The organism is Amycolatopsis sp. NPDC031561 (genome assembly GCF_055580625.1).
The window spans coordinates 84,627-97,510 of the sequence record NZ_JBVILA010000012.1; the positions used below are offsets into that span (position 1 = coordinate 84,627).

Genomic DNA, 12,884 nt, shown 5'->3' on the forward strand with positions numbered 1-12,884 from the left:
ACTACCGCGTCCCCCCAGTGCCAGTGCCGGCGCCAGCCTGCTGGACCGCTCCGCCATCGCCCCCGACGGTACGCAGATAGCGCGCGACACGACGCGCACCGTGCAGATTCCCCTGCGCGTACAAAAGAATATCGGGGCTCAGGGCGTAGTCGGCGCCGAGTTGTTCATAGGCCTGCACAGCCATGTTTCGATAATAGTCGGCAATCTGCGAGGTCGTCATTTGCGGCGCGGCCTGCGCACCCGTCTCGAACCAGGCGGCCAGGCTGTGGTCGACGTATTCATCGATCGACCATTCGACGGTCCTGGTCGTCACGGGCTTGCGCATCGGCTGGAAAATCGGGTCGATGATCCCCGACTTTCCCTGCAACTCATTGGCGACGTGCTCGGCCAGCAGGGGCGCGCAGTGGAAGCCGTCCCGGTAGGTCCCCGTCATCAGATACAGGCCCGAGAGCGGCATCCAGCCGATCACCGGGAATCCGTCGAGCGTGACGGGGCGGTTGCCGCTGCACCAGTTCACGACCTCGTGGCTGGCCACCTGCTCGTCGAGCTGATGCATCGAGTACTGGGCCAAGAAGCGGGCGTCGGCCATCCAGGTGACGCTGGAGATGGTGTGCACCAAGCGGTTGGTCGCGCCGTAGTACTCCAGCCCGTCGCCTTGCGGCACCACGTGCAGTCCGCAGGCGAACCCTCGATTCGGCGTCCGGACCACGCTGGTGAACGGTTCGCCCCCGGTCCGCTTGGCGATCATGGCGAAGCCGAGCCCCGGAAAGATCGGCATCAGCTCGGGCACGTCGAAGACGGTTCGCACCAGCGACTCGCTGTGGACGCCGGCGGCCACGACGACAGTGCCGGCTTCGATGACGTGGCCGTCGTCCAGCTCGACCGCGGTAACCTCCTCGTCGCTTCCGACCAGCTTCCGTACCGTCTGATCGATCAGAACCGCTCCGGCCTGCCGCAGCCGGCTTTCCAGCGCTCCGAGCACTCCGCGAGCGTCCACGGCCCCCTCTCCCGGCAGATGAACCGCGCGCAATGCCCGCGACTCGGTCCGGGGACGGTAACCGGGGATGTCGTTCGGATCGATGTCCTCCCACGGCTTGTCGTACCAGTCGAGGGCGTCGATCATCGCGGCGAAGTTCACCGTATCCAGTTCGGCGCCGACGGAGTTCAGGATGATGTGCGATTCCGTCGTTGTCTGCAGCGGCCTGCTGGACGGCGCGAACTCCTCCAGCCGCCGCAGCGCCTCCGGCCATTTGTCATGGGCGGAGACGCCGAGCTCGAACCGCGTTCGCGCGGCTTCGGTCCGCAGCGATTCGGTGGTGGTCTCGCCGAAACAGCCGAGCATCGCACCGGCCACGTGACTCGCGCCCGTGTCGCGATGGCTTGGACCGACCACCACCACTGAGCCGGCCTGGCGCTCGATCAACTCGTCAGCAAGAAAAAGGCCGAGCGCGCCGTTTCCGACGATCACCACGCTGGCCTTGGTCGGCCTTTCGGCGCCGGCGGCGAATTCGGGTTTAGTGGACTTCTTGGTCGGATCGGACACACCAGACTCCCAGATTTAGACGATGCCGCTCGGCGTGTGATCAGATGTCGAAGATGTAGAGGCCGAAGTTCCGGTCGGCGACTAGGACGTAGTTCTTCTCACCGACCTTGTGGATTTTGACGCCCAGGAAGTCTGTGCCGGGCTCGCGGAAGGCGCCGACCTCCCGCAGGCCGTCGCTGCCGTAGCTCAGTACTCGGAGACCGCCCGCGAAGAAAGTCGCGTACACCAACGGGCGATCGGGGTCGATCGCCACGTGCGACGACGAGAAATCGCCGAAGCCGGTGGCGTACCTCGGGTCCTGTGCCTCGGGGACGGCGTACGTGTCGATTTGAGTCGCCCGGCCGCCACCGGCGCCGGCCGGGATGTCCGTCTTGAACAGCCGGAGGTAACCCCAGCCGGCGAACTCGGACTTGACCTCGGTCGCGCAGACCGCCGGATCGGCAGGCGTCGGGGTGGTGCCGGCGGTCGCCGCGGCCACGCCGGGCACCCCGAGAAGCCGCAGACCCGTCAGGCGGTTGACGAACATCAGCGGGATCGTTCCCTTGGACGCCGTGGGGAACTGCTGCATCGCGTCCGGCCCCTGGTGGTTGAAGATGATGCCCGCGTCGTAGCCTGCCGCGGCGACGGCGTCCAGCTTCTCCTGGAACGCGCAACCTTGGGCCGACCCGCCGGTCAGGATCGAGGCGTCCCGCTCCATAAGCGCGATCCCGTGCCCAGGCGGCACGGTGCCCGGACAGCCGGAGCCGACGAAGGTCGGCGTGCCGGAGACGGGGTGGTCGGCGTCGACCGGCGCCGTGCCCGGGCTCCAGGCCGCGACGTACTCGACGCCCGCGTGCGGACCCGACGTGATCGTGCCGATCAGGCGATAGGATTCGATGTTCTCGTCGGCGCCCACCAGGTACTCGGCGTCAGGCGAGAGGTCGCAGTGTTCGGCGTTGCCCTCCGGCAAGATCTGGTGCCCGTGCTTGGCGCGCTCCTCGTCGAATTCGGCGTACTCGGTCGCGACGATCAGCGAGACGTTGCCCGGCGTCGGATCGGTGACGTCGAGCAGCACGTACCCGCCGTCCCAGTACGTCGCGTTCATGACGTACCGGTCGCCGACCCTGCGCACCTCGACGGCGTGCCCGAAAACCGAGACGAGGCCCAGCGACGGGGCCCCGGCCACCTGGAACGGCGCCACCCTCAGGTCGAGGGCATTGACCATGACCGGGTTGCGGGGATCGGTGATCTCCATGATGACAATGTCGGTGGTGGGCTTGTCGGTGACGAAGCTGACGTACGTGCGGCCGGTGGAGCTGTCCGTCCAGGCGCAGGTGTAGTACGCCGCCAGCGCCTGGTCCGCTGGCTCGTCGTCCGCATCCGTGTAGTCGCCGGCGTGGGCGGCGAGGAGCTGGGCCTTCTCCGGGTCGGAAACGTCCCAGATGTTGATGCCGCCCCGCTGGCGCGGCCCGGTCGGGTCGGGCGCGTCGGCCTTGGCATAGATTTCGTTGGGGTGGATGAAAAGCGCGCCGCTGAAGTACTCGTTGGCGATCTCGATCACGCACGGACCCTCGCCGGCGTAGTTGCCCGCCGTGGTCTCGATGAACGCGCCCTCGACCTCGAAGGGCTCTTTCGGATCGCTGATGTTCATGACGTAGGCGCCGGTCCGCTCGCACGTCGGCTCCCTGTACACCGTGAGGAACGCGTAGTCGCCGTACGCGGCCACGTCCGCGATGTGTCGCGCGAGGCCCGCACCCGACGGGTTGGTGACCTGGGCCTTGCCCATCAGCGTCACGCCATAGGAGACGGACGGAAGCGGTGTCTGGTCAAGCCCGTGCCGGTCGCCCTTGGCCACATCCTTACCGGCCATGCGTACCTCCTCAGCAATGCGTCCCGTCCGAACAGAAGATGCCCGGTCCATCAGCGACTGGCCGGTGCCATGACCCGGGGCACCGGCTCTTCGCCGATGCTACGGCGGCAGCTAGACCGCGAGATGTCACGCAAATCGGGGATGGTGGCAGGCATACCGTCACGGTCGGCAATACCTTGGCGGGGACACGTTGCCGCCGGTTCGTTTCCGCTACGGAATCCGACGTGCGGCATGGCGAACTGAAATGACGCCCGTTCTGCCCCCGGCTGTCAGCGCGCAGCGAGGTGCCCGCGTCGACAAGCCGGGGACGGGAACTGAGCAGCCGGGAGTTGCGGCACTGCGGCTGGAAGTCGCCCGGCCGTCAGCGCTCTTGCTCAGTGGACACTTTCCCCGGTTCAGGCACCGGCCTCGAGCACGGCGAGGTCGCGTACCGCGTAACGGTGATGCTCGACCTCTTCCTTAAGTACCACCTTGATGCAGTGGCGCACGACGTACTCCCGATCTGGATACGAGTCCGCCGGCTTGCGACCACACACCCGATCGAGCTCGGCCTCGGTGAGCCCGTCGACGACACGCCGCATCGTGGCCATGCGAGCGAGCCGCGGCGCGAGTACCTCGTCAAGCGTCGGGGTGGCTTCGAGGGTGACCCCGAGCTTCGCCACTGCCTCTGGCGGCATCCCGCCGTACGGAAGGCCCAACGGGTGGTACGGCGCATCCTCCTCGAGCACGGCGTTGCCAAGCCAGGAATCGCTGCCCATCAGCAGGTGCCGTTGGGTCTCGACGAACGACCATTCGCCGTCGACCTGTTCGTGCAGCTTGGCCTCGGGCAGGAGCCTGGCGCGGTCGAGCGTCGCCTCCCACTGCGCCTCAATGGCGTCCCAAACCGCCCGGTAGTCGCCGGAGGACGCGGCGTCACGCGCCAGCGCCCGCGTCGGATTTCGCCGGTCGAGCTCGGCCTCGACGTAGGCAGTCACGTCGACGTCGTTGACAACGAGACGCTCGAAGGCGCCGCCGAGGTAGACGTCGGCCCCATAGCAATCCACGATCTTCAGGCCGCTGACCTCGCAATCTCGAATCTCAAGGCTGGCAAGGTCGCATAGGTGGATGCGGGCACCACGGAATTGGTCAGTTTCGGCGTACGCAGCAGGCATCGGCACAGCGTTCCGGATCCGTCGCGTGTGCGTCAATGGGTAGCAGTTCTGTCATACGTCAGGGTTACAGCGTCGGGCTGTGAGAGGACGAGTGTGGATGACGGGCGTACGGCGCCGACGTGACTAACCCCCTCTGCCGGAGCGGCCTGAGGTTGGTTCAGCTGGTGTCGATCATGCTGGCGGCACCGCTGCCGGTGCTGGTCGTCGTGGCGGCCGGCACAGCGCACGCCGAAAGTGGGCCTCGTTCCAGACCAGGGTGCGGTCCCGATGTCGCGCACGACCAAGACAGATCGATGTGGCGTATTCGGCCGAGATTTCCAACTCGCTTCTCGTCGGAATTTGGACGCGGCGAAACAAGAAATCAAACCATCTGCACAGCCCTCAATCCTGAGACCGCAATGGCCGAACTTGACTAACCAAAGGGGAAATGAGGAGTGAAATACCGGGCAATGATTCGACCGTGGCGCGACGCGTGGAACAAGTTCACGTCATTCCTCGACTACAACATCGAGGCTAGGCGCATGATCCGCTCCACCAACGCGATTGAATCATTGAATAAATACCCGCTACCGGCGGACAATCCGCACACGAGGACATTGTCCGACCGGACAGGCCGCGATTAAGTGCCTGCACCTTGGGACGCAGCCTTGACCCGGCCAGGCAGGACACGTCAGATGGCCGATGCGCCGGAAGCCCGCGACCAACGCTTCGCCATCACATTCTGTGACCGCTGGTCGAGAGCCGAAACCTATTGATCAACAACGCCGGAAACAGCGATCACCGGATGGACTCACTAGGGGTGCGCGGGTCATGTCCCTCGTTAATGGGACCGACAGCCGACCCGGAGGTGTTAGAGGATGCTTAGGGGTTGCAGTTCGAATAAGCGGCCGTCTGTGATCTAACCCGACAATAGTCGCCAACTCCGGTATAGTCGCCTATGGGGGGTGCCGTGATACGCATTGACGCACTGATCAGCTGCCCTGTCTACCTCGTCGGGTTTGTCCAAATTCTCAACAACGCGGGCATGACCGTCGTCTCAGCCCGGACCACACCTGCCGAGGAACTGTCCTGGCTCGCCGACGCCGCCGTGCTGGACGCCGAATCCCTGCCTCGACCCGAAAGCCTGCGGTACATCGCCGAGACGGCCCGCACGACCACGGTCCTGATTCTGATCGGCGACCTGTCACTGCCCGTCGAGGAGTATCTGCGAGCCGGCACCACCGGCGTCATCGACAGACGCGAGACCGGCGAAAACCTGATCGCGGCGTTGCGCGCCGTGACCGCCGGCACAAAGGTGATCCCCGACGGCCACACGGTTCCGCCCCCGGCGGAAAGCTCCGACTCGCCCGGGCCGAACCTCTCCGAACGCGAAGAGCAGGTGCTCAGACAGATCTCCCACGGGCTGACCCACGGACAGATCGCCACCCGACTCCGCATCAGCCCGCACACCGTCGACACCTACGTCAAACGCATCCGCGCCAAGCTCGGCGTCGGGAACAAGGCCGAACTCACTCGGCTCGCGCTTCTCCGCCAGCTCCCCGGCCCCGCCACCGAACAGGTCAGCCCCGTCACCGTAGAGGTCGCGTAACCGCTGGGAGCCCTCCCTCATGAACCACCACCGCTCGACCAACCGATGAGCGTGTGACCGCCTGGCTGCACGCCGTAGAGCGGCGCCGACAGCGCACTCTGAAGGTAGACCTAGACGCTCGACGAACTCCTCGACGACACGCTCGTGCATACACGCGCACGTGTAGGCACGCACATCAAGGCCCAACTACCGGTACATACCGCCAACCGCCCGAAGTCATTGCGATGCAACATAAAGACGCGGAACCCCAGCATGGACTCAGTCCTTGCACAGATCAACTTCATAGAGGTCACGCGCCTGCCGCACCCGATGGCCGGCCGCTCTGGACCTCCTTCTGGGCTACGAAGGCTAGGCCAGCACGATCACCATTGCGTTCAAGAAACCCCAGAAGGCGAACTCGCCGACTAACAGAAACCACACAACAGGGCCCTCAACGGCGAACGCACTGCAGGAGAACGTGGAAACTCGCTGCTGAAGACCACATTCAAGGCGTTGTGCAACATCAGCCTTTGTCCCTGGAGGATCGACTCGATATGTCAGCCACCAGTCCAGGCGTGCACGAGATCAGCGACACCTTCGTCGCCGACTACGCCGCCCTTGACCCGAACGCCGCCACCTTCTCCGGCATTTCCGGCTTCGAGCACGAGCTGACTGACCTCTCACCCGATGGCTACCAGGAGCGGGCGGACCTGACCGCGCGCGCCGTGCGGGAGGTTGAAGCCAGCACCCCCGCCGACGACTCCGAACACGCCGCGAAGGCGGTGTTCCTGGAGCGCAACCGACTCGCGCTCGAGCTGCACGATGCCGGACTCGACCTGTCCATGCTCAACGGCATCTCCAGTCCGATGCAGGAGCTGCGCGTATTGTTCGATCTGATGCCGACCGAGACCACCGAGCACTGGCAGGCCATCGCCGACCGGCTGGCCAAGGTGCCCGCCTCGCTGGCCGGGTTGAGCGCCTCGCTGGCCACGGCAGCCGCCGACGGCAACATCGCGGCGGTGCGCCAGATTGGCAAGGCGATCGGGCAGTGCGAGAACTGGTCTGGCGGTACCGGCAAGCAGCCCTTCTTCGCCGATCTCGTGGCCGGCGCCAAAGTGGGCGACGGGCTGCGCGCCGAGCTCGTGGCTGGCGCGGAGGCCGCTGGCGAGGGCTACGCCGACCTCGCCGCCTTCCTGAGCGCCGAACTCGCCCCCAAGGCCCCGGTCAAGGACGCCGTCGGAGAGGAGGAGTACCGGCTCAAGTCGCGTTACTTCACCGGTGCCGCGCTCGACCTCGCCGAGTGCTACGAGTGGGGCTGGGCCGAGTTCCTTCGCATTGAGGCCGAGATGAAGCAGGTGGCTGCCCGGATCAAGCCCGGCGCCACTCTCGCCGAGGCTGCCGCTCTGCTCGACGCCGACCCGCGCTACCAGTTGAACGGCCAGGACGCACTGCGCAACTGGATGCAGACCCTGTCGGACAAGGCGCTGTCGGACATGCGCGGGGTGCACTTCGACATCCCGGACGCGCTGATGGCGCTGGACTGCAAGATCGCCCCGCCCGGCGGCAGCGTCAGCGCCTACTACATCGGTCCAAGCGACGACTTCTCCCGCGCCGGGGCGATGTGGTGGTCGGTGCCCGCCGACCGCGATGCCTTCTCCACCTGGCGAGAGACCACCACCGTCTACCACGAGGGGGTGCCGGGCCACCACCTGCAGATCGCCACCGCCGTGAACAACGCCGCCCGGCTCAACCGGTTCCAGCGGCTGATGTGCTGGGTGTCCGGGCACGGCGAGGGCTGGGCGCTCTACGCCGAGCGACTGGTGCGCGAGCTGGGCTACCTCGACGAGGACGGCGATCTGCTCGGCATGCTCGACGCCCAGCTGTTCCGCGCTGCCCGCGTCGTGCTGGACATCGGCATGCACCTGGAGCTGCCGATCCCGGCCGGTATCGGGTTCCACGACGACGAGCGCTGGACGGCCGAGTTGGGCCTGGAGTTCCTCTTCACCAGGACGATCACCGACCCGGACCACGTCCCGGACGAGATCGACCGCTACCTCGGCTGGCCCGGGCAGGCGCCCTCGTACAAGCTGGGCGAGCGACTGTGGCTCGCGGCCAGGGCCGACGCGCAGGCGCGGCACGGGCAGTCCTTCGACCTCAAGGCGTTTCACCGGCAGGCGCTCGACCTTGGCTCAATGGGGCTGGACACACTACGGGAGTGCCTGGCCGAGCTCTGAGTGTTCGTAGCGGCGGACCGGTCGTTCGGTGCGGCCGGGTCCGCTCCGGGCTCCAGACAGGACGGAACGAGCGATCGACCATCCGGCCGTGCCATCCTTGCGGTGGCGGTCGGCCCAGCGTTTCGCCGTGGACACCCGCGACCTGGAACCGCGCGGCCTGCCGCAACGGCCAGCCTTCGTCCACGACACACTGCGCCAGGCGCAGCCTCCCGGCAGGGTCAACGGTGCCTTAGCGTGAGTCACGAGGGCCTCCGGGTAGCCGGTGCAGATGTCGCGATCAACACCGAACCCGGAGGCCCTCCCCCACACCAAGATCATCGACATCCGTGTCGCTCGCGCTCCAACCTCCCGGGTCAGTACACCTAGGGCAGCAGGCGGACCAACGCGGCGAACACAGCCTGGCTGTCCAAGATGTTCAAGGAAAGTCCAGCCCGGCGGCATTGTCTGTGCCGTCAATTTCGTCGAGTTGCGTCGGACTGAGCCAGCGTCAGCGTTGCGGCCTTGTTCGCGGACAGCTCGAGTGCCTCCCTTTAGACCATGCATGCCCAGTCCCACTCGCCGAGCGCAATGTGAGGATAGCCAAGGGCGTGGAGGGTACTGGCGCGGCGCTGCAGGTGTCCCCAAGCTCGCGGCACAGGATGGGGCAGTTGGTAGTGATGGATGGATTCGCGGTGGCAGCCGGCGTGATGGTCTAGATAGCCGAAGCTGTCCAGGGTGGCTGCCTCACCACTGGGGTTGTTGTGCGGAGCGCGGCTTGGCCAGGTCCTGGCTACCTCGACATCGATCGGCGTATGGCCACGATCGGCAGTCCGTCGCCGCGGCGACGGACAGAAACCTTCTACCCAAGACAGCCAGGCGCGCCGCTCCCCGGCCGTGACACATCACGGGACCAGGGATGACCCGATCGGATGCATTTCGGTAACGATGCGCAGCCGGGATCGTCTAGGTAGGGAGGTCCGAACGGCGCATCCGGGTACATCCTCTGCGGATGCGCCGTTAGGCAACCGAGTTGGTCGCAGGCGAACACCTCGCCCTATTCATCGGACCTTCGACCCGAGTCCGGCTGCGTGCCGCTTGAACCGTGGGCACGACGGTGAACAACGCGCCGAGAGCCAGAGCCGGGATGGCGAGTTTTGGCCTCGTCGACATGTGTAAGTCCTTTACGATGAGGTGGGTATCGCCCCAATCCTCGAAGACTCAAAGGAACAAATCGACTACACAATGTGATGATTCGAGGTGGTCGCGATGACCCGTCCCCGTATTCGGCCCGCTAGCACGCGCCCGGCAGGTGCCCGACAAATCTCAGCTTGCCACGTTCAGCCGTCAGATTTCTATTCAGCGCTGCTGAACAGATGCCGCGCAACGAACCGCGCAGTAACCCGTTCCGCTTCTGCACTGGTGGCGGTCCCACGACTGACGACATGGTGGTCCCCCGGCCTTGACAACCGACAGATCGAAGCCACTCCAGCCGACGGGCGGGCAGCTCTCCACAGGCTACGGCCACGTCTGTCGAGAACCGCGCTACGCAACTGGGCGCGCGGCCAGATAACTCCCCCTGAACTGGCCTCGAGCGGGGAATTCACACTGGCCACCGTGATCGGGACCTTCGAGCGGCGCCTGCCCCAGCACAGCTGACGCGCGTCTCTCCGCGATCGATCACACTCGGGGCCGGCGACCTCGCCCCGTTCCGGGAAACGCCGCGGCGGCACGGCCGCGGGCAGGTCGACCAGCGGGGACGACAGGGCGTGCAGCGGGCCAATACGGCCAGCTCATGGTGCACTGCTACGACATTGCTCATTCCCGGTGACGTTTGATGCGCTTTCCGCGAAGTCCGTCGCCGCGCCCGTCGCAACAATTCTTCTGCCGGATAGAGTTTCGCAGATGCGTGTGGCGTCTTTTTTGGGTGACGATACTCGACCGCGATGTTGTGGTTTCACTAGCATCGGCGTCGAACTGAGGGGAAGTTTCCTGGGGGAAACTGGTCGAGAAGTTTCTGGGGAACTAGACGGCCCCTTCATGTTCGCGCGTTCTGACCTGAACATGAGCTATGGGGAGTGCATGTTGTGAAAAGACGCGTATTTCGTAGTGTTCTGGCTTTGACGGTGACGGGACTGGTGTTCACCTCTCTCGTGACACCGGCCGCGGCGTCCGCCTCCGGACGTGACACCAAGGATTCCGTGGTCGTCGCTGTCGGCGGGTTCACCGGCATCGACGAACCGACACCGCGGCTGCAGCCGCAGCAGGCGGAGCCCGCTCGAACCGGATCGCTGGAGGAAGCCCGACGGATCGCCGAGCAACGGGGCCAGGTCTCGGACAGCTACGGCAACGACCGGGCGAAGATCGACGCCACCCGGACCGAACTGGGCGCCGCGGCGACGCGGGCGGAGCCGCCGATCCCGATCCTCGACGAATGCCTGAAACGCCCCGGCGCCGGATCGCCCGAAGGGCACATCCTCAACCGGAACTTCTGGTGCCAGCAAGGGAAGATCTGGGCCGCGATCTACGTCAACGGTAAGGAGGAGGGCTACTTCGAAGTCATCTACCGCGCCGCCGCCGTAGCGAACCCGTATGAACGGAAACACACATCTTCATCCACGGTGACGACTACAACACCCGGGGAACCATTCTCGGACAACGGCGGGACGCATTCCTCAGCACCTCACTGAGCCCGCTCGACGCCGACGAGCAGTAGCCTTCCCCGTCGCGTCGGCGCGTTCCGCTCTGCCAGGATGCTGATCACCACCCTCCACAAACAGAAAGCAGACCAATGGGCGCATGGGACACAGGGCCGTTCGACAATGACGACGCCGCGGACTTCGCCGGAGACCTGGATAGCTTAGAGGAAGCACACCGCCCAGAGGCCATCCGGCACGCGCTGGCCAAGGCTGCGAACGAAACCGGCTACCTCGACGCTGCGGCCGCGGCCACTGCTGTCGCCGCGGCCGCGCTGGTCGCCGCCCAGCATCCTGCCGGCGGACCGGCCGACCCACACTACGGACCCAAACAACCCGTGCCACCACTGCCAGCCGACCTGCCAGCGCTCGCCGCGCACGCCCTCGACCGCGTGGTCGCCGACGACTCGGAACTCACCGAACTGTGGTGCGAGACCGACACCCGGCAACACTGGCTGAACCAGATCAAACAACTACGCCACACCATCAGCCCCGACACCAAAGACGCCAGCCGACAAGAAAACGCAGCGCCGTAGCGCCGCGCAACAACACCGCGTCGAGGCGGCAACCATCACAGGCGAGCCCCACGACTAGAATAATTGGCACTGCGCCAATCTGAGGTGGCGTGGCATGACCTAGCGGAAGGCACTTTCGATGGCACAACAGGTATCCGTCCAGATCGTCGACGACATCGACGGCGGCGAAGCCACCCAGACAGTGCCCTTCGCACTCGACGGCGTCACCTACGAGATCGACCTCTCCGACGACAACGCCGGCGCCCTGCGCGACGAACTCGAGCGCTACATCGACGCCAGCAGGCGGGTCGGCGGACGCAAGGTGAAGGTCGCAACCGGACAGTCCACCGTGGCCGGTGGTACGGCGAAGCCCACCGACCGGGAACGCAATCAGCAGGTCCGTGCCTGGGCCGCGGCCAACGGGTACGCCATCGCCGACCGCGGCCGCATTCCCAATGACATCTACGACGCGTTCGACAACGCCGAGTCGGCTCCCATCGAACCGGTCGCCGAAGAGGCTCCCGTCAAGCGCAAGCGCGCACCCCGCAAGAAGGCCTGAACCCGCACATGCCGTCCCTTCCCCGAACCAACAGGGAAGGGACGGCATGGGTGAGACACACGAGCCATTCGAAACCAGGCGGCCCCGCGAACATGGCCACCCTCGAACTCCACGTTCCACAGTGGACTGCTGACAGAGACGGCGCCCGCCGTCCACGGCTATGTGCTGGGCCAGTACTTCTGCTGAAAGTTCGCTGATCGGGCCGTCAGTGTCCGGATCTCCGGTAGCCGGCGGCCCCGACCTCCGCCACCCCACCGGGATCCTCGAGCATCCCACCGTCCGCAAACGACTCGACTTCACCCAGCCCATCGGGCTACTGATGATCGCGGTCCTGCAGTTCGTCCCCGACCACGACGACCCCGCCGCCATCCTCACCGCCTACCGCGACGGACTCCCGCCCGGCAGCTACCTCGCCCTCACCCACCTCACCGACGACACCGCCCCACCCGACCTCCGCGCCTAGGTCCGCCGCTGCGTCGACACCTACCAGGCCAGCGCCAGCCCACTCATCACCCGCACCCACGACACCCTCGCCGGCTGGCTCACCGGGCTCCACCTCGTCACGCCAGGCATCACCGTCGCCAACCGCTGGAACCCCGACGACAAACCCGCCGAAGGCCCGGACCACGAACTCGTCATCGGCGCCGTCGCCCGCGTCCCGAAGGATTCGCCGCTGCGATAGCGATACCCCAGCCAGCGCGCCGAACCCCCGTGGCTTCCCCCGTTCGGAACCATCACGATCGGTCACGGTGTCCGTTCTGGCGCCTCTGGCTCTGGTGATGGATTGTCGTGTT

Annotated in this window: 8 protein-coding genes and 4 pseudogenes; 8 read left to right on the forward strand and 4 right to left on the reverse strand. The window is 65.9% G+C overall.

The window, feature by feature from the left end; genetic code table 11:
- Position 1: 1 nt before the first annotated feature.
- From ACZ5IK_RS23635 to ACZ5IK_RS23645, 3 genes are all read right to left on the reverse strand, one after another.
- Complete coding sequence (locus tag ACZ5IK_RS23635) at positions 2–1,543, reverse strand: NAD(P)/FAD-dependent oxidoreductase (protein WP_465489633.1); 1,542 nt, start codon at positions 1,541–1,543, stop codon at positions 2–4.
- Between the two features lie 40 nt (positions 1,544–1,583).
- The gene (locus ACZ5IK_RS23640; RefSeq protein ID WP_465489634.1) at positions 1,584–3,392 is read right to left on the reverse strand and encodes a PA domain-containing protein; all 1,809 of its coding nucleotides are present in this window, start codon (positions 3,390–3,392) and stop codon (positions 1,584–1,586) included.
- 395 nt (positions 3,393–3,787) lie between these two features.
- Entirely contained in the window at positions 3,788–4,543 is a 756-nt protein-coding gene (locus ACZ5IK_RS23645) for a DinB family protein (RefSeq protein WP_465489635.1), read from the reverse strand.
- 431 nt (positions 4,544–4,974) lie between these two features.
- On the opposite strand from ACZ5IK_RS23645, the pseudogene ACZ5IK_RS23650 reads away from it, so the two are divergent.
- The 4 genes and pseudogenes from ACZ5IK_RS23650 to ACZ5IK_RS23665 form a co-directional block, all read left to right on the forward strand.
- Positions 4,975–5,298, forward strand: a pseudogene (locus ACZ5IK_RS23650) (transposase); the annotation flags it as partial.
- A 269-nt stretch (positions 5,299–5,567) separates the two neighbouring features.
- A complete protein-coding gene (locus tag ACZ5IK_RS23655; RefSeq protein ID WP_465489636.1) occupies positions 5,568–6,131 on the forward strand; it encodes a helix-turn-helix transcriptional regulator in 564 nt (187 codons plus the stop codon).
- 441 nt (positions 6,132–6,572) lie between these two features.
- Positions 6,573–6,656: pseudogene (locus tag ACZ5IK_RS23660) on the forward strand (IS5/IS1182 family transposase); the annotation flags it as partial.
- Between the two features lie 8 nt (positions 6,657–6,664).
- Positions 6,665–8,344, forward strand: a complete 1,680-nt coding sequence (locus tag ACZ5IK_RS23665; RefSeq protein ID WP_465489637.1) for a DUF885 domain-containing protein — start codon at positions 6,665–6,667, stop codon at positions 8,342–8,344.
- 22 nt (positions 8,345–8,366) lie between these two features.
- On the opposite strand, the pseudogene ACZ5IK_RS23670 reads toward ACZ5IK_RS23665, so the two are convergent.
- A pseudogene (locus ACZ5IK_RS23670) lies at positions 8,367–8,587 on the reverse strand (leucine zipper domain-containing protein); the annotation flags it as partial.
- Between the two features lie 1,853 nt (positions 8,588–10,440).
- Here ACZ5IK_RS23670 and ACZ5IK_RS23675 point away from each other — a divergent pair.
- The 4 genes and pseudogenes from ACZ5IK_RS23675 to ACZ5IK_RS23690 all read left to right on the forward strand — a co-directional run bounded on the left by ACZ5IK_RS23675 (position 10,441) and on the right by ACZ5IK_RS23690 (position 12,772).
- On the forward strand, positions 10,441–11,010 hold the full coding sequence (locus ACZ5IK_RS23675; protein ID WP_465489638.1) for a hypothetical protein: 570 nt from the start codon (positions 10,441–10,443) through the stop codon (positions 11,008–11,010).
- A 101-nt stretch (positions 11,011–11,111) separates the two neighbouring features.
- Positions 11,112–11,552, forward strand: coding sequence for a DUF4259 domain-containing protein (locus ACZ5IK_RS23680; RefSeq protein ID WP_465489639.1), 441 nt, complete (start codon positions 11,112–11,114; stop codon positions 11,550–11,552).
- 118 nt (positions 11,553–11,670) lie between these two features.
- Positions 11,671–12,090 carry a histone-like nucleoid-structuring protein Lsr2 gene (locus ACZ5IK_RS23685; RefSeq protein WP_465489640.1) on the forward strand — a complete coding sequence of 140 codons (420 nt, stop codon included), beginning with the start codon at positions 11,671–11,673 and terminating at the stop codon, positions 12,088–12,090.
- A gap of 208 nt (positions 12,091–12,298) precedes the next feature.
- Positions 12,299–12,772, forward strand: a pseudogene (locus ACZ5IK_RS23690) (SAM-dependent methyltransferase).
- The last annotated feature ends 112 nt before the right edge of the window (positions 12,773–12,884 follow it).